Consider the following 16,409-nt stretch of genomic DNA (forward strand, 5'->3'; position numbering starts at 1 on the left):
GGGCTACGCTGGCGGCATCCACGCGAAGGAGAGCCCCATGGTTGCGGACCGGATCAAGGACAACATCGACGCGGCGACGCGGATCGCCACCAACGCCGTGCACAAGGCGGGCGACATCGTCGAGGGGGCGTCGGAAGTGCTCAAGGGCGATGTCAAGGCCGGCGCCGGCAAGATCGCGGCCAGCGCCGCGAACATCGCGACCACCTCGGCCTCCGAGGGCGTGAAGATCGCGAGCCAGAACCTCGACGGGGTCCGCGAGGCCGCGGATTCCGTGGCCGACGAGGTGAACAAGCCGCGCTGACCGGGTCACGCAGCAGCGGCCTCGATGAGCGAGTGCACCTGCCCCTCGCGCACCGAGACCCGGCGCAGCCCCGCGGCGGCGAAGAGCCCGTCGAACTCCGCGACGGTGCGTTGCCTGCCGCCGTCGGTGTGCACCAGCATGGTGAGGTCCACCAGCGGGACCAGCGGATGTGCGCGTTCGGGGTTCTGCAGGACCTCGAAGAGAACGAGGCGGCCGCCCGCCTGCATCGCGGCCCGCACCGATCGCAGGATGGTGGTCGCGCGGTCGTCGTCCCAATCGTGCAGGACGTCCTTGAGGAGGAACACGTCCGCCGAGACGGTGAGCGGTGTGAAGAAGTCGCCCACCGTGGCGTGCACCCGTCCGGTCAGCCCGCGCGCGGCGAGGAAGTCGGCCGATTCGGCGATGGGGCCGGCCTGGTCCACGAGCTCACCGCGCAGGCTCGGATCGCGTGCCAGCACGTGGGAGAGGAGCGTCCCCACCCCGCCGCCCACGTCGCACACCGTGGAGCGGGCCCGCCACGGGTACGCGGCGGCAAGGGCGGGGCCGTTGTAGTCGCAGACCGCCCGCATCGTCGCGGCGAAGTTCTTCTCCTCGTCGGGGTGGTCGGCGAACCACTGCCACGAAGTGGACCCGTTGGCCGCCTCGAACTGGGGGAGACCCGACGCGACCGCCTCGGTCAGGCGCGTCCAGGCTCGTCGGGTGGACGTCGCGTGGGAGTACCGGACGAACGGCGCGACGCCACCGGTCTCGGTGTCGCGCAGCGCATCCCCCATGGCGGTGAGGCGATAGCGGCCCGCGGCGTCGTGGCGCACCGCGCCGATCGATTCGGCGACGCGGAGCAGACGCAGGAGGGCGGCCCCGTCGGCGTCGATCCGCTCCGCGAGGTCGGGCGGCGTGAGAGCGCCGTCCGCGAGGGCGCCGGGAATGCCGAGGCGGACGAGGGCGATGAGGACCTCCGCCTCGTAGGCCCGGTTCAGGGTCAGCAGGACGCGCATCTCCGGAGGGACGGGGGCGTCCGCCACGGTGTGGAGGAGGCGACTCAGCGCGGCGCCGGTCTTGACCGCGAGAAGGGGAAGGTTCATGCCTCGATAATAGTCAGAGAGACTGACTATTGGAAGAGGTCGTCCGATATCCACCCGGAGTGAAGCCCAGCACCTTGCGGAAGTCCCGGATCAGGTGCGCCTGGTCCGCGTAGCCGAGTTCCGCCGCGATGGTGGCGATCGGCAGGCCGGCCTCCAATCGCAGTCGTTCCGCCGCCTGCTGCAGGCGGCGCCGGTGGATCAGGGCGAGAGGGGGCAGCCCGACGTACCGCTTCGTGAGCCGCTGCGCGGTCCGGGGCGACATCGCGAGCGCCGCCGCGGCGTCCTCCACCGTCGCGATCGCCGCGTCCTCCTCGATCAGCGCCACCAACCGGTTCGCCAGCTGCGCCTCGTCGGGCACCGTCGGAACCCGTGCGGCGAACCAGGATTCGAATGCTGCGCACGCCCCGGGGATGTCGCCGCGCCCCATCGGCTCCGCGACGGCGGCGTGCAGATCGGGCAGTGCGACGGGGGAGTAGTCGTCGAGCCTCGCCGCGGGGTCGTCGGTGACGGCGGCGGTCGCGGCGGGCCGGAGCAGGGCGCCGACGGCCCAGCCGGTACCTGCGAGGTCCTTGTGGCTGCGCACCGTCGTGGCGCCCTGGAGACCCACGAACTCAGGCTCCACCACGAGGTTCAGGGCCGGGAAGCACAGCACTTCCTGGCGCGAGCTCCGGCCGGGCGCGATGTTCCACTGCGACACCCAGAACCACCGCACCAGGGCTGTGACCGACGGCGCCGGCGGGCGGCGCTCGAACACGGGGAGGGCAGCCGGATAGAGGACGCCGCGGGGGTTCATGCACCGATCCTAGAAGCTGTCGCGAATGTTCAATCGGCGACGCCGGTCCGGCTCGTAATGTCGTGGACATGACAGAGAACATCACCGCCGCGAACGGCGCACACACCACCCACGGCGTCCCCCACTCCTTCACCTCGCTGACACCGTTCCTCGCGGTCCCGAACGCCAAGGCGGCCATCGACTTCTACATCGACGTGTTCGGCGCGCGCTCCCTGGGCGTCACCGAGATGGGCGGCGTGGTGGTCCATGCCGAACTCGACTTCGGGCGGGGCCGGCTGCAGCTCGGCGAACCGAACCCGGAGTTCGGCCTCGTGCCGATGCCCGACGGCGACGCGGACTGCTACTCGTTGGGTCTCTACTGCCCGAACGTCGACGAGGTCGTCGCCAAGGCCGAGGCGGCGGGCGCCACGATCCGGGAGCCGGTCGCGAACTTCGTCTCCGGCGACCGGTTCGCGAGCATCCGCGACCCGTTCGGCGTCCGGTGGTCGATCATGACCCGGGTCGAGGACCTCAGCGACGAGGAGAGCGCGGCCCGGGTCGAGGAGTGGGCCTCGACCCAGGCCTGACGATCAATCCGCGACGGGCCCGGGGATCGGGTCGAGCGGACGGGGCGGCGACTGCGGCATCGTCTGGAACCGGACGTCGGCCTGCCCCGTCGGGGCGGCGTTCGGGTCCCCGGGGTTGAGCCACTTGAAGCGGATGGTCGTCTGCCCCGGCGCCGAGCTGCCGAGCACCTCGGTGAACGCGTCGCCCTTCGGGGTGGGCGTGCCGGCGAACTTCTGGTGATCGAAGAGAAGAACCTGGACGGGCGAGCTCCCGGTGCCGCCCGGGGTGTCCAGCTTGACCCAGTTGAGGGTGCAGTCGACCGAGCCGCCGTGTGCGGTCGGCTGCCAGCGCGCGCCCGGCAGCGGCGGTGCGATGTGGTCGATCGCCGAATCGATCCGGTCCTGCGGGATCGGCGCGCACGGCGCCGGCGTCGCACCGGCGGCGCCGAGCGTGCTGACGGCGGCGGCCCCGGTCAGGGCGGTCGCCGCTGCCGTCGCGGCGGCGAGGCCGAGGGTGGCGAGGGGATTGCGCATGTTCTTCGTCCTTCCGTGCGGGGAACGCCGACGCGGGCTCCATCGACTCGACATGGGGACTATCGGCGACCTCGGCCGGGTCCGTTACGGTCCGCGCGGGATACGGTGGAGGGAAGGCCACCGACGATTCCGCACGGAGCGAGGAACCATGAGCTACTACGACCCCCGCAACGAGAGCACCCGGCGGTACACCTCTGCGGATGCCTACCAGCAGGGGTACGACGACGGGTACGGGTACGAGCCGACGTACCAGCAGCCCACCTACCAGCAGCAGCCGCAGGCCCCGCAGCCGCAGCAGCCCCCGATGATCGACCTGCCGAAGTACGCCATCGGGTCGATCCTCGTGACCGTGGTCATCACGCTGGCGGCGTGGCTGCTGACCGCCGTGATGAACGCGATCTTCCGGTTGTCCGACGCGCCCGCGTTCGCGGCGGCCCAGCGGCCCTTCGACATCACCGTGATCGCGGTGGCGCTGTTGACGCTCTGCGGAGCGGGCCTGCTGGCGATGCTCATCCACACGGCGCCGCGCCCCGGGATGTTCTTCCTCCTCATCGCGGGCCTCGCCGGGCTCATCGTCACGTTCGGGCCCGTGCTGATGGGCACCGCGACGTGGCAGACGTGGGTCGCGACGGGCGTGATCAACGCGATGCTCTCGTTCCTCGTGCCGTACCTGCTGCTCAAGGTCGCGAAGGCCACCACCGATCCGCGGCGCGTCCAGCTCTGAGCGGTTCCTGCGCCTACCCTGGGGCCATGAGCGACGACGCACCCGAGGAGCAGGGCTCCTACGTCCTGGCCGACCAGCCGTACGAGCGGGACACCCGCTACATCGAGACCCGCATCACCCGCGACGGCCGGGACGGTTACCCCGTGGAGGCGGGCCGCTATCGGCTGGTGGCCTCGTACGCGTGCCCGTGGGCCACCCGCACGATCATCGTGCGCCGCCTGCTGGGACTCGAGGACGCGATCTCGCTCGGGATCTGCGGTCCCACGCACGACAAGCGGTCCTGGACCTTCGATCTCGATCCCGACGGGGTCGACCCCGTGCTGAAGATCCCGCGCCTGCAGGACGCGTACTTCGCCCGGATTCCGGACTATCCCAAGGGCATCACCGTTCCCGCGCTCGTCGACGTGCCGACGGGCGCGGTGGTGACCAACGACTTCCCGCAGATCACGCTCGACTTCTCCGGCGAGTGGGGCGAGTTCCACCGGTCCGGCGCTCCGCGGCTCTACCCGGAGGACCTGCGCGCCGACATCGACGAGGTGAACGCGCTGGTCTACCGCGACGTGAACAACGGGGTGTACCGGTGCGGGTTCGCCGGCTCCCAGGAGGCCTACGACGCCGCCTACGACCAGCTGTTCTCCCGGCTCGACTGGCTGTCCGAGCGACTTGCGAACCAGCGGTACCTGGTGGGCGACACGATCACCGAGGCCGACGTGCGGCTCTTCACCACCCTGGCCCGGTTCGACCCGGTGTACCACGGGCACTTCAAGTGCAACCGCGAGAAGCTCAGCGAGATGCCCGTGCTGTGGGCGTACGCGCGCGACCTGTTCCAGACCCCGGGCTTCGGTGACTCGACGCACTTCGACCACATCAAGCGGCACTACTACGAGGTGCACCGCGACATCAACCCGTCGGGCATCGTGCCGAAGGGGCCCGACCTGGAGAACTGGTTCACCCCACACGGCCGGGAGAAGCTCGGCGGCAGCCCCTTCGGCGCCGGCACGGCGCCCGCGCCGCTACCGATCCCCGCAGGCTGACAGGACGCCCGCGCGCGGGTAGTCGGTGTACCCGTGGGCGGTCCGCCCGTACAGGCCGTCCTCGCGGATGGGCGCCAGCGGCAGGCCGTCCCGGATGCGGTCGACCAGATCCGGGTTGGCGATGAAGGACCGCCCGAACGAGACGAGGTCGGCGTGCCCGTCGGAGAGGGCGCGTTCGGCCGCCGCGGCGGTCGTCGGGGCGCGGTTCTCGCCGACGTTGGCGATGACGGTGCCGCCGAACCGCGGCCGGAGGTCGGCCAGGGCCGCGTAATCGTCGTGGTCCGTGAGGTGCAGGTACAGCAGCCCGCGCCGGTCGAGTTCGGTGACCAACGCGCGGTAGAGCGGCGCCGGATCGCGTTCGACCATGGAGAACTGCGGATTGCCGGGGGAGAGGCGGATCGCGGTGCGCTCGGCCCCGATCTCGGCGGCGACCGCGTCCACGACCTCCAGGGCGAACCGCATCCGCCCCGCGATCGATCCGCCGTACCGGTCCTCCCGCTGGTTCGTGTTGTCGGCGAGGAACTGGTGGATCAGATAGCTGTTGGCGCCGTGCAGTTCCACCGCGTCGAACCCGGCGGCGATCGCCAGCCGCGCGGAGGCCGCGTACTGCCCGACGGTCTCCTCGATCCGCTCTATGCTCATCGCCTCGGGGGACGGCCACGCCGCCTTCGACCCGTCGATCAGGTGCAGCACGTCGCCGTCGGGCACGGCGGACGGGCCCGCGGGCACGGAACCGTCGATCCGCGCCCGCGGGTGGCCCTTGCGCCCGCCGTGCATGATCTGCGCGGCGATGCGGCCGCCCTCGGCGTGCACGGCGTCGGCGACGCGCGACCAGGCCTCGGCGTGGGCGTCCGTCGCGAGCCCGGGCACCCACGCCTCGCTCTGACCGGAGGAGTGCGGCCAGATCCCCTCGGTGACGATGAGGCCGGCGCCGGCCCGCTGTCGGTAGTACTCGGCCACGTCGGTGGTGGGCGACCCGTCCCCGTGGGAGCGCAGGCGCGTCATCGGCGCCATGACGATGCGGTTGGCGAGATCGAGTCCGTTCGTGCTGTAGGGAGTCAGTAGCTTCATGCCGGTAGGCTAAAACCTGACATCAGTGTGAGGGGCAAGCGATGCGCATCGGTGAGCTGGCGGAGCGGACGGGCGTGAGTGTGCGGTCTCTGCGCTACTACGAGGAGAAGGACCTGCTCGCGTCCACGCGGACGCCGAGCGGGCAGCGGGTCTACCCGGAGGCGGCCGTCGACCGGGTGGTGCGGATCCAGGAACTGTTCGCGGCGGGTCTGGCGAGCCCCGTGATCGCGCAGTTGTTGCCGTGCATCCACGACGAGGACGGTTCGCCGAACGCATCCGCGACGCCGTGGCTGTCGGAGACTCTGCGGGCCGAGCGGCGGCGCGTGGACGCCGCGATCCGCGATCTGACGCGGGCCCGCGACGTCCTGGACGGGGTGATCGGCGCGGCGCAGGACGGGGTGGCGGATTAGCCGAGCTCGGCCCGTGCCAGGTCGGCCACCGCGAAGTCGCGTTCGAGTTCCTGCCTCTCGCCGTCCTCGGCGAACCACGCCGCGGAGAGGCCGGCGAAGGCGATGACCCAACGCAACAGGCGTTCTCGTTCCAGCGCCGCCGCCTCCACGATGACGTCGAGCTGCCGCCGGAACCGGCGGGGATCCGCCGCCGTCACCAGTTCGGGGTTGGTGAGCAGGTTCGCGTAATCGAATCCCCGCTCGCCGGACACAGCCTTGGGATCGATCGCGAGCCACCCGCGGTCGCCGAAGTCGAGCACGTTGCGGTGGTGCACGTCGCCGTGCAGCACGACCTCGTCGCGCGGCGCGGCGAGCAGCTCGTCGGCCACCGCCCAGGACCGCGCGAACCGCGGGTCGGCTCCGTGGGCCTCACGCAGCGACGCGAACCAGGGGCGCAGCGGCGACAGCGCGGTGTCCGGTCCGCCCGGCCGCGGGCGGTGCAGGTGTTCGACGGTGCGGCACAGGATCCGGGTGGCCTCGTCGTCGTGGCCGTCCAGGGCCATCGCGAGGAGGTCACGCCCGCCGGTGGCCCGCTCCATGAGCACGGTGTCCCCGTCGCTCTCGTAGACCGCGGCGGCGCCGTCGCCGTTCCACCAGCGCAGGACGCGCGCACCCGCGCGTTCCTCCGCGGTGTCCGCCCGCTTGAGCATCGCCGGCCGGCCGCGGTACCGCACCGGCTGGAGGAGGCCGCCCGGTGTGGCGAAGGGCGGCCCGTCGGGCGCCAGGCCCCAGCGCGGGAAGAGCGCGGCCCAGTCCTCGGTCGTCGTCATCGCGCTCCACTGTAAGTGCGCGCATGATGGACGGCGTGAGCGATTTCAATCAGGGCATCATCGACGAGTTCCACGAGAACAACGGCACCGTGACGGCGATGGGCTTCGGCCGATCGTTGATCCTGGTGCACAACAGGGGCGCGAAATCGGGTGCGCCGCGCACGAACCCGGTAGCGGGGATGCGCGACGGCGACGGCTGGCTGATCCCCGCGTCCGCGGGCGGCTCTCCGAGGAATCCCGCCTGGTACCACAACCTGCTCGCCCATCCGGACGTGGAGATCGAGTACCCGAACGACGACGGCGGGATCTCCGCCCTCGCCGTCACGGCCACGGAGTTGACGGGCGCCGACCGGGACGCGGCGTGGGCCCGCTTCGTCGACCGGGCTCCGGCGTTCGCCCAGTACGAGGAGACCGCCGGTGATCGGGTGATCCCGGTCCTGCGCCTCACGCCGCGCTGACGTTTCGGGGTCCGTCAGCAGGAGACGGGTTCCGGGGCGGTGCGGCGCTCCCGCAGCACGATCGCCGCCGCCACCGCGGTGGCCACGAGCAGTACGCCGGACACGCCGACGGTGGTGCTCACGGCGTCCACCCAGGCCGAGCGTGCGGTGTCGGCGAGCGACGCACCGTCGAACCCGCCCTGCGCATCGGCGCGTTCCAGCGTCTCGCCGAGCGTGCGCGACATGCCGTCCCGGCTCGTGAAGACCGCGGTGGCCACCGAACCCAGCACGGCCAGTCCGAGCGCCGTGCCCAGCTCGAAGCTCATCTCGGAGATGGCCGAGGCCTGGCCCGCGCGCTCGGGCGGCGCCGCCGCCAGGGCGGTCTCGGAGACGAAGGTGAACAGGGTGCCGTACCCGGCGCCCGCGATGACGGTGCCCAGGACGTACAGCCACGCGGGCCCGTCGATACCGAGCCCGACGAGGAGGAACTGGCCGGCCGCAGCGAGGAGCAGCGCGACCACGAACGTGGCACGACGCCCGAGGTACCGAGTGATCCACGGTGCGCGCATCGAGAAGTACGCCACCACGGCGGCGGCCGGAAGCCCGAGCAGGGCCGCGGCCAGGACGTCGAAACCCACCACCGACTGCAGGTAGATCCCCGCGAGGTAGGACATCGACCCCAGCGTGGACAGCGCCACGATGGTGCCCGAGATGGCCATGGCGAACGTCCGGTTCCGGAACAGGTCGAACGGGATCAACGGGTGCGCGGCGCGGCGCTGCTGGGTGATGAAGGCGCACAGCATCGCTGCGCCGGCCACCGCGGCGACCACGGTGGTGGCGGTGATCCCGTGCCCCGCCGCGGTCTTCACGGCGTACACGAGCGGGAAGATCGCGGCCATCGAGAGCGCGACCCCGAGCAGGTCGAACCGGGCCGACGTGCGCGAGCGGTACTCGTCGATCAGCAGCGGGCCCGCCACCAGGAACGCGAGGAACACCGGTGCGTTGATGAGGAACACCGAGCCCCACCAGAAGTGGTGCAGCAGGACTCCGCCCAGGACCGGGCCCACCGCCATGCCGAACGAGAACGCGGCGGTCCAGATGCCGACGGCGATTCCGCGGGCCTTCGCGTCGTGGAAGGTGTTCGCGATGAGCGCCAGGCTCGCCGGGAGCAGCGTGGCGCCTCCGATGCCCATGAGGGCGCGCGCAGCGATGAGCAGGGCGGGCGTGGGTGCGAACGCGGCGAACACCGACGCGATCCCGAACAGCGCGGCGCCCCACGTCATGAGGCGTCGCCTGCCCCACCGGTCGCCCAGATTGCCCATGGTGATCAGCAACCCGGCCAACATGAACGGGTAGATGTCGAGCACCCACAGCTGCTGCTCGGGCGTCGGTCGCAGCGCGGCCGTCAGGTGCGGCATCGCGAGATACAGCACGGAGGCGTCCATCGAGACCAGGAACACGGGTAGCAGCAGTGCGGCGAGTCCGGCCCAGGCGCGGCGCGGGGTGGTCGACACGGTCGTCTCTCCTTGGGAACACAGTGATGGAGCGCAGCGCGTACGGCGTACGCAGCGGGCGTGAGTACACTGTACGCACGACGATCGGGCGAGGTCAACGGAGAAGGAGCGCACGTGGCCGAGAGCACCCTCACGCGGGAGGCGATCATCGCCGAAGCGGTCCGCCTGGCCGACGAGGGCGGGCTGGAGAAGGTGTCCATGCGGCGGATCGCCGACGCGCTCGGCACCGGCGCCATGTCCCTGTACCGCCACGTCCCGGACAAGGATGCGCTGATCGGCGAGATGGCCGCCACGGCCGGTGCCGATTACCTGTACCCCGAGGAACTGCGCGGCGATCCGGACTGGCGGCGCCGCGTGCACATCGTCGCGGAGACGGACATGCGCCTGTATCTGCGTCACCCGTGGGTGTTGTTGGCGCACACGGTGCCCCGTGCGTCGATGTCCAGCTCCTCGGTCACCTGCTTCGAATGGATGGTGGAAGCGCTCACGCACCTCACCGGGGCCGTCGACGAGTCCGCCGAACTGGGACTGCACGTCTGGAACTTCGTGCAGGGCGCGGGCCTCGGGGCCGTGGGCAGCAGGCTGCTCGTCCCCGGGGCCTCGCCCGACGGGGCCGGATTCATCGCCGGCCTCGCGGACAATCCCCTCATCGAGGACCTGCCGCTCCTCCGCGCGCTGTCCGAACGCCCGCACCCCGACCTGGGGGCCGCGATGCCGCTCTTGCACTCCGGCATCGACGCCCTGTGCGATGGGTTCGCCGCGCGCTACGATCGCTGAACCTTTCCTGCGGCGTTCAGGGCACTGCAACCACCGGTTAAACCCGGTGCGACAGCGTGGCGCGCGTGAGCTTCGCATCGAGTCGGCGGGCGTTCCTCAGGGCGGCGATCGCGTCGGGAGTGGGGGTGGGCATGGGAGCGTTGCCGGATTCGCTGACCGCGGCCCTCGCCGAGCCGGCGCCGCCCGGCGGGCTGGGCGAACTCCGGCACGTGATCTTCCTGATGCAGGAGAACCGATCCTTCGATCACTATTTCGGAACGCTGCGGGGCGTACGGGGCTTCGCCGACCCCGGGGCGATGCGGCTGCGCGGCGGGCGCAGCGTGTTCGAGCAGCCGACCCGGTCCGGGCTCGCGGTGCAGCCCTTCGGTGTTCGCGGGGCCGCGCAGCGTCAGGACATGGACGCCGAGAACATCGACGCGCTCGACCACACCTGGGAGGGCGGCCAGGCCGCGCTGGCGGGTGGCTGGAACGACGGGTGGATCCGCGCCAAGACCGATTCGACGATGGCCTACTACGACCGCGCCGACCTCCCGTTCCACTACGCACTCGCCGACACCTTCACGATCTGCGACCACTACTTCTGTTCGGCGCCCACGTCGACCTCGCCGAACCGCAACTTCTTCTTCTCCGGCACCACCGGATTCGAGCCGCGCACCGGCGAACGCGCCGTGGGCAACGACGCGTACGACGAGGGGCACCCCGGATACGACTGGCCCTGCATCGGCGAGATACTGCAGGGCGCCGGCGTCGACTGGCGGGTGTACCAGGAATGGGACACCTTCACCGACAACAACATCGAGTACTTCCGCAGATTCAAGAAGGTCTCCGCCGCGGTGTTCGGCAGCATCGAGGCAGGTCCGGAGAAGTTCTACCAGGCGCTGCGCGACCTCCCGGCCGACGAGGCGCGGCGCCGTTCCGACGAGATCGACGCCCGCGCACGCGCGCTGCCGCAGCCCGACCGGGACCTGTTCTTCCGCGGGCTGCGGCGCACCGCGACAGGCACCCTCACCGACCGCATCGCCGCCGACGTCCGGGCCGGCACCCTGCCGACCGTCAGTTACGTCGTCGCGTCGGAACGGGAATCCGAGCACCCCAGCGGATCCTCGCCCCGCGCATCGGCGAACCTCGTGCACCGCATCCTCACCGCCCTCGGCGACGCACCGGACGTGTGGCGGCGCACGGCCCTGTTCCTCACCTACGACGAGAACGACGGCTACTTCGACCACGTTCCGCCACCGCGGCCCCCGCGTGAACAGACCGACGAATGGGTCGGCGACCTGCCCCTCGGGCTCGGCAACCGGGTACCCATGACGGTCGTCTCCCCGTGGACCGTCGGCGGATTCGTGGCCTCGGAGACGTTCGACCACACCTCGAATCTGCGCTTCCTCGAGCGCTGGCTCGGCATCGAGGTCCCCGCGATCTCCCCGTGGCGACGAACGGTCGCAGGGGATCTCACCAGCGTCTTCGACTTCCGTACACCACGTTCGCCGGCGACCCCGCCTCGCCCCGCAGCGACCGGGGCGCTCGTTCCCCGTTGGAAGCCGCACGCCCCCGGCGCCGGCGGGATGCCCGCTCAGGAGCCCGGCATCCGGCCGTCGCGCCTGGTTCCGTACCGTCCCGACGCGCACGCCGAGGCGGCCGCCGGAGTGCTCCGGGTGCGGCTCACCAACTCCGGGCCGCGGAGCGCACACTTCACCGTGTTCCCCTACCACGCACCGGATACGGAGCCGATGCACGCCGATGTGCTCGGCTCCCAGGACATCGCCGTACCCGCCCCGGGAGGGCGCTTCGACGTCGCTGTCCACGGCCCGACGGGGGAGCGGTGGCACTTCCTCAGCGAGGCGAACGCAGCCGCCGGATGAACGCCGCGGTGTGGGCGATCCGCGTGTCCTGGTCACCCGCCAACCGTGACAACGCCGAATCCGCCGCGGCACCCGGGATCTCAGCCACAGCCTGCACCACCCGCTGGCGCACGGCGTAGTCGACGGCGGCATCGAACGCCGCCGTCAGAGCGTCCACGATCGTCTCCTCCGCATCGGCGAGCGCGGCGATCGCGCCCAGCGCCTCGGCGGCCGGCACGTCCCGCACCCCGTCGACCACCATGGTGACGAGCTCGGTGGTGGCGGCGGCGTCCCCGCGGAGCCCCAGCTCCACGGCGATGATCGACCGCACGTCGCGGTCCGGGTGCGCCAGTGCCGACCGCAGTGCGCCCGACCGGTCGGGCAACTCGGCGAGGGCCTCCGCGGCACGGCGGCGGACGGCGCTATCCTCGTCGTCCAGCCCCGCCGCGAGGTCGCGTGCTTCGGCCGCGCCCGACTGTGTCAGCGCCCAGCGGAGCGCACCCGCGACGTTCGGGCTCTCCTCCTGCAGGAGCGCTTCGGTGAGCGCGCCGACCGGGGCGCTGCCGTCGCCCGCAGCGAGTGCCGCGTGCTGACGGGCACCCGGCGAGCGTGAGCCCAACTCCGTCAGCAGCGCGACCGCGGCGAGGACCTCCTCCCACTCCTCGGGCCCCGTCCGCGCGACGTGCCCGAGGCGGCGCAGGAGCTCCGTCTCCAGCCGGATCCGCTCCTCGGTCCGTTCGATCAGGTCCGCCACCAAGGTCGACGGGGCGAACTCGGGGTCGTCGAGGGCCCGCCCGATCTCCTTGAGGCTCAGTCCCAGCGACCGCAGGCTCTCCACGTGGAAGATGCGCCGGAGATCGGGCTCCGAGTACTCGCGGTACCCGGACCCCGACCTACCGGACGGGCGGACCAGCCCCAGTGCGTCGTAGTGCCGCAGCATGCGCGCGCTGACCCCGGAACGCCGTGCCATCTCGCCGATCCGCACCGTTCACTCCTCACCGCGCGGGCCGAGCGCCGCCAGCCGGCGGGCTTCGTGCACCGCGTCGTGCAGCCCCGAATCGGGGTCCTGCATCAACCGGATCGTATCGGCGACGTGCTCCGCGACGCGCGGATCCGCCGCGCCCTCGGCGGCGACGAGCGCCTCGACCCCCTCCTCGTCGAGGCCCATCAGGGCGCGGCTCAGGCTCCGCCGGGTCTCCCCGTCGCCGTGCCCCAGCCGGCCGGCGAGGGCGCGGGCGGCGGACCGTCGGGCATCCTGCGGAACCAGCGCGACGACGGTGCGCCACGCGGCCCGGGCCACATCGTCGTCGCGGTCGCCGACGAGCGCGAGCACGGCGGTCCAGGTGCTCGCGGCGTCGGCGCGACCGATCTTCGAGAGCGTGTGCAGCGCCTGGCTGCGCGCCTGCGGCACGGCCGAATCCAGCTCGGCGTGCAGCAGCGGGACGGTGACCGGCGCGGGCATCCGCGTGAGGGCCCAGGTGAGCATGTCGCGGACGAAGAAATCGGGCTCGACCGCGCACCGCGAGATCAGCTCGGCGGCGCGATCCGGATCGGGCGCGGATCCCGCCGCGAGCGCGGCACGCAACCTGATCGAGGAATTCGGGTGATCGATGTGTGTCTGAGCCATGACGGCACCTCCTTCGGTGCGTCCAGTGCAGACCTTGTCACAGTGAGAAGGTCAAGCGCTGCAGGTCAGACGGGTCGGGGAGGGCATCGTGTGCGATGCCCTCCCCGGAACCGGAAGTCAGTGCGACGACTACTTTTCCTCGACGTCGAGCACCTTGGCGCCCTCGGCTGCGCGCTGCACGGCCGCGGCGCCGTCGTGCGCGCCCTTGCGCGACGAGTACGCCTGACCGGTGGCCACGACCTCGCCGTTGCCGGCCTTGAGGCGGAAGCGGAACTTGCCGGCGTTGTCCTCGTACACCTCGAACTTGCCTGCCATGGTGTGCACCTTTCGTCATCGACGGTCCCCGTCATCAGGGCCGTTTCGCAGCCTATGTGCTCGTTCCGGCGAACGCTGCGTGAAGCGAACGACATGCCGGGGAGGATTCGGTGATAACGGAAATCCCGTACCAGCGGGGTCCCAGCCGGCGCCAAGCGCTCTGGCTATCGTGGAATCAGACACCCGCGAACCGAGGGGATACACATGGGGATCATGGACAAGGTCCGTGGCGAGCTGGTCGACATCATCGAGTGGCTCGAGGACGACCGCTCCACGATGGCGTGGCGCTTCCCGCGCTACAACAACGAGATCAAGAGCGGCGCACAGCTGATCGTCCGCGAGGGGCAGCAGGCGATGTTCGTCTACCGCGGGCAGCTCGCGGATCAGTACGGGCCAGGTGGCTACACGCTGGTCTCGGAGAACATGCCGATCATGTCCACCCTGCAGGGCTGGCCGCACGGGTTCAAGAGTCCGTTCCGCAGCGAGGTGTACTTCGTCAACACCCGGCCCATCACCGATCTCCGGTGGGGAACACCGAATCCTGTCACCATCCGGGACAACGACTTCGGCATGGTCCAGGTGCGCGCCAACGGGCTCTGCGTGGTTCGCGTCGTGGACCCGCCCACGTTCCTGCGCCAGGTGATCGGCACCGACTCCAATGTCGACTCCGACGAGATCGCCGAACTGCTGCGCCGCACCATCGCGACGGCGTTCTCCGAGATGCTGCTCGAGACCGGCGTCGGCGCGATCGATCTGCAGGGCCGCCAGCGCGAACTGGCCGCGAAACTGCAGGAGTACGTCCAGTCCAAGATCCAGCAGCAGTACGGGCTCGCGTGCGAAGCCGTCGAGATGAACATCTCGTTGCCCGACGAGATCACCACCGCCATGACCCGCGGAGTCGCGCGCGGCGTGGAGGAGAAGGGCTACTACGGCAACGTCGGCGACATGAACCGCTTCCAACAGGGCCGGGCAGCGGACTCGATGCTCGGCGCCGCCACCAACGAGGGCGGCGGCGGAGCCGGCCAGTTCCTGGGCGCGGGCATGGGCATGGCGATGGGGCAGCAGTTCGCGCAGAACTTCCAGAGCCGGCAGGGCGCGCCGAACCCCCAGGCACAGCAGGCCTCTCCGCCGCAGGGGCAGGCCGTGCCGCCACCGCTGCCGGGCGCCGAGGTGTTCCACGTCGAGCGGAACGGGCAGGCGGCCGGCCCGTTTCCCGTCGACCAACTGCGCGGCATGGACCTCACGCCGCAGACCCTGGTCTGGTCTCCGGCGCTGCCCGCGTGGACACCGGCCGGGCAGGTGCCCGCCCTCTCCTCGCTGTTCGGCCCCACCCCGCCGCCCCTGCCTCCGCGATGACGGTGCCGCCCCCGCTGCCGGAGGGGCCGCGCCGCCCGCCCGCCGAACAGCGCCCGCCCGCGCCCCCGCCGCTCCCGACCAGGCCGGCGCCGCCCGCCGTGCCCGCGATGTCGCCGGCACCGTCGGCGAACGATCGCGCGATGGTCCAGCCCACCGAGCAGACCCGTACCTACCCGTGTGCCAACTGCGGCGACGCGCTGGTCTACGACCCGGCTCTGGGGGAGCTGCGGTCTCCCAGTTGCGGCAGCACGTACCCGGTGGTCCTCGACGGCGAGCGGTACATCACGTCGCACCCGCTCGAGCCCACGATGGACGCGCTGCACGAGCAGGCACGACGATCCTCCGCACCGCGGGTCGTGGACCACGAGGTGGTGTGCCAGAACTGCGGTGGGCACACGCTTTTCGCGGGCACCCTCACCGCGACGCGCTGCCCCTACTGCAACACCCCGATCCAGCGCACCGACATCCAGGTCGCGCCCGCGCGGCTGCCCGTCGACGGCATCCTCCCGCTGCGAGTGGGGCAGGACCAGGCGCGCACCAACATCGAGGCGTGGGTCAACAGCCGCTGGTTCGCGCCGCGGGAGTTCAAGAAGTACCGCGTGCTGGGATCCTTCACCAGCGTCTACCTCTCGTACTACAGCTACGACGCCGAAGTCACCACCGACTACTCGGGCTCCCGCGGCGTGCACCGCACGCGCAGGGACCGCGACGGCAACATCCAGACCTACACCGACTGGTGGCCCGTCAGCGGCCGCGTGCACGACAGCATCCGGCACCTCACGGAGTGCGCCAACCTGGGGCTCGACGAGCCGCGGGTGCGCGAACTCGAACCGTGGCCGGCTGAGCACGCCGTCGCGTACACCCCCGAGTTCGTCGCCGGCCACCTGGCGCGCACCTACGACGGTGACGCGGGCCAGGTCTTCGAGCGCCAGGCCCGGCCGCGCATCGAGGGCATCGTCGAGAACACCGTGCGCCGCGACATCGGCGGCGACGAGCAGCGGATCAGCCGGATGAATCCCGTCTTCCAATCGATCGACTTCGTCTACCTGCTGATGCCCGTGTGGCTGCTCACCGTGACCTTCGCCGACAAACCCTTCCAGGTGTTCGTCAACGGGATCACCGGCGAGGTCCAGGGCCAGCGCCCCTGGAGCGCGATCAAGATCACGATGGCGGTGCTCGCCGGTGTCCTTCTCGTCGCGCTGGGGGTATACCTCTACATGCAGACGCGAGGAGGGTGAG

General features: G+C 71.2%; 19 protein-coding genes. 10 read left to right on the top strand and 9 right to left on the bottom strand.

Features of this window, described 5'->3' with window-relative positions; all coding sequences use genetic code 11:
- Positions 1-37 precede the first annotated feature (37 nt).
- The gene (locus BN39_RS21070) at positions 38-301 is read left to right on the top strand and encodes a hypothetical protein (RefSeq protein ID WP_019204433.1); all 264 of its coding nucleotides are present in this window, start codon (positions 38-40) and stop codon (positions 299-301) included.
- Positions 302-306: 5 nt separating this feature from the next.
- On the opposite strand, the gene BN39_RS22500 is transcribed toward BN39_RS21070, so the two are convergent.
- Together BN39_RS22500 and BN39_RS21080 are read right to left on the bottom strand one after the other, a co-directional pair.
- Positions 307-1,383, bottom strand: a complete 1,077-nt coding sequence (locus BN39_RS22500; protein WP_019204434.1) for a methyltransferase — start codon at positions 1,381-1,383, stop codon at positions 307-309.
- A gap of 13 nt (positions 1,384-1,396) precedes the next feature.
- Positions 1,397-2,176: a helix-turn-helix transcriptional regulator gene (locus BN39_RS21080; RefSeq protein ID WP_019204435.1), complete on the bottom strand. Its 780-nt coding sequence runs from the start codon at positions 2,174-2,176 to the stop codon at positions 1,397-1,399.
- Positions 2,177-2,244: 68 nt separating this feature from the next.
- Between BN39_RS21080 and BN39_RS21085 the strand changes: the two genes are divergently transcribed.
- On the top strand, positions 2,245-2,742 hold the full coding sequence (locus BN39_RS21085; RefSeq protein WP_040769066.1) for a glyoxalase/bleomycin resistance/extradiol dioxygenase family protein: 498 nt from the start codon (positions 2,245-2,247) through the stop codon (positions 2,740-2,742).
- A gap of 3 nt (positions 2,743-2,745) precedes the next feature.
- Here BN39_RS21085 and BN39_RS21090 read toward each other — a convergent pair whose 3' ends face one another.
- Positions 2,746-3,255 carry an LppP/LprE family lipoprotein gene (locus BN39_RS21090; protein ID WP_019204437.1) on the bottom strand — a complete coding sequence of 170 codons (510 nt, stop codon included), beginning with the start codon at positions 3,253-3,255 and terminating at the stop codon, positions 2,746-2,748.
- Between the two features lie 148 nt (positions 3,256-3,403).
- On the opposite strand from BN39_RS21090, the gene BN39_RS21095 reads away from it, so the two are divergent.
- Together BN39_RS21095 and BN39_RS21100 are read left to right on the top strand one after the other, a co-directional pair.
- On the top strand, positions 3,404-3,979 hold the full coding sequence (locus BN39_RS21095) for a hypothetical protein (RefSeq protein WP_019204438.1): 576 nt from the start codon (positions 3,404-3,406) through the stop codon (positions 3,977-3,979).
- Between the two features lie 26 nt (positions 3,980-4,005).
- Complete coding sequence (locus tag BN39_RS21100; protein WP_019204439.1) at positions 4,006-5,013, top strand: glutathione S-transferase family protein; 1,008 nt, start codon at positions 4,006-4,008, stop codon at positions 5,011-5,013.
- On the opposite strand, the gene BN39_RS21105 is transcribed toward BN39_RS21100, so the two are convergent.
- The gene (locus BN39_RS21105; RefSeq protein WP_019204440.1) at positions 4,993-6,084 is read right to left on the bottom strand and encodes an alkene reductase; all 1,092 of its coding nucleotides are present in this window, start codon (positions 6,082-6,084) and stop codon (positions 4,993-4,995) included. The two genes, BN39_RS21100 and BN39_RS21105, sit on opposite strands and share 21 nt — an antisense overlap.
- 41 nt (positions 6,085-6,125) lie before the next feature.
- Between BN39_RS21105 and BN39_RS21110 the strand changes: the two genes are divergently transcribed.
- Positions 6,126-6,494 (top strand): MerR family transcriptional regulator, encoded by a 369-nt coding sequence (locus BN39_RS21110; protein ID WP_019204441.1) that lies wholly within the window; start codon positions 6,126-6,128, stop codon positions 6,492-6,494.
- Here BN39_RS21110 and BN39_RS21115 read toward each other — a convergent pair.
- A complete protein-coding gene (locus tag BN39_RS21115; RefSeq protein ID WP_019204442.1) occupies positions 6,491-7,303 on the bottom strand; it encodes an aminoglycoside phosphotransferase family protein in 813 nt (270 codons plus the stop codon). The two genes, BN39_RS21110 and BN39_RS21115, sit on opposite strands and share 4 nt — an antisense overlap.
- A gap of 26 nt (positions 7,304-7,329) precedes the next feature.
- Here BN39_RS21115 and BN39_RS21120 point away from each other — a divergent pair, with 26 nt between their 5' ends.
- Positions 7,330-7,761, top strand: a complete 432-nt coding sequence (locus BN39_RS21120; protein WP_371190644.1) for a nitroreductase/quinone reductase family protein — start codon at positions 7,330-7,332, stop codon at positions 7,759-7,761.
- A gap of 14 nt (positions 7,762-7,775) precedes the next feature.
- On the opposite strand, the gene BN39_RS21125 is transcribed toward BN39_RS21120, so the two are convergent.
- Positions 7,776-9,254 carry an MFS transporter gene (locus BN39_RS21125; protein ID WP_019204444.1) on the bottom strand — a complete coding sequence of 493 codons (1,479 nt, stop codon included), beginning with the start codon at positions 9,252-9,254 and terminating at the stop codon, positions 7,776-7,778.
- A 114-nt stretch (positions 9,255-9,368) separates the two neighbouring features.
- On the opposite strand from BN39_RS21125, the gene BN39_RS21130 reads away from it, so the two are divergent.
- A complete protein-coding gene (locus BN39_RS21130; protein ID WP_019204445.1) occupies positions 9,369-10,031 on the top strand; it encodes a TetR/AcrR family transcriptional regulator in 663 nt (220 codons plus the stop codon).
- A gap of 65 nt (positions 10,032-10,096) precedes the next feature.
- Positions 10,097-11,893 carry a phosphocholine-specific phospholipase C gene (locus BN39_RS21135; protein ID WP_040769078.1) on the top strand — a complete coding sequence of 599 codons (1,797 nt, stop codon included), beginning with the start codon at positions 10,097-10,099 and terminating at the stop codon, positions 11,891-11,893.
- Here the strand turns inward: BN39_RS21135 and BN39_RS21140 are convergent.
- From BN39_RS21140 to BN39_RS21150, 3 genes are all read right to left on the bottom strand, one after another.
- A complete protein-coding gene (locus tag BN39_RS21140; protein ID WP_237741743.1) occupies positions 11,865-12,842 on the bottom strand; it encodes a HEAT repeat domain-containing protein in 978 nt (325 codons plus the stop codon). The two genes, BN39_RS21135 and BN39_RS21140, sit on opposite strands and share 29 nt — an antisense overlap.
- 18 nt (positions 12,843-12,860) lie before the next feature.
- Entirely contained in the window at positions 12,861-13,499 is a 639-nt protein-coding gene (locus BN39_RS21145; protein ID WP_019204449.1) for a HEAT repeat domain-containing protein, read from the bottom strand.
- A gap of 129 nt (positions 13,500-13,628) precedes the next feature.
- Entirely contained in the window at positions 13,629-13,814 is a 186-nt protein-coding gene (locus BN39_RS21150) for a DUF1508 domain-containing protein (RefSeq protein ID WP_019204450.1), read from the bottom strand.
- Positions 13,815-14,018: 204 nt separating this feature from the next.
- Between BN39_RS21150 and BN39_RS21155 the strand changes: the two genes are divergently transcribed.
- Both BN39_RS21155 and BN39_RS21160 read left to right on the top strand, forming a co-directional pair.
- Positions 14,019-15,170, top strand: a complete 1,152-nt coding sequence (locus tag BN39_RS21155) for an SPFH domain-containing protein (protein ID WP_019204451.1) — start codon at positions 14,019-14,021, stop codon at positions 15,168-15,170.
- A gap of 140 nt (positions 15,171-15,310) precedes the next feature.
- Entirely contained in the window at positions 15,311-16,408 is a 1,098-nt protein-coding gene (locus BN39_RS21160) for a hypothetical protein (protein ID WP_019204452.1), read from the top strand.
- Position 16,409 lies beyond the last annotated feature (1 nt).

The sequence above is a fragment of the Tsukamurella sp. 1534 genome, from assembly GCF_000312385.1.
Lineage (GTDB): Bacteria > Actinomycetota > Actinomycetes > Mycobacteriales > Mycobacteriaceae > Tsukamurella.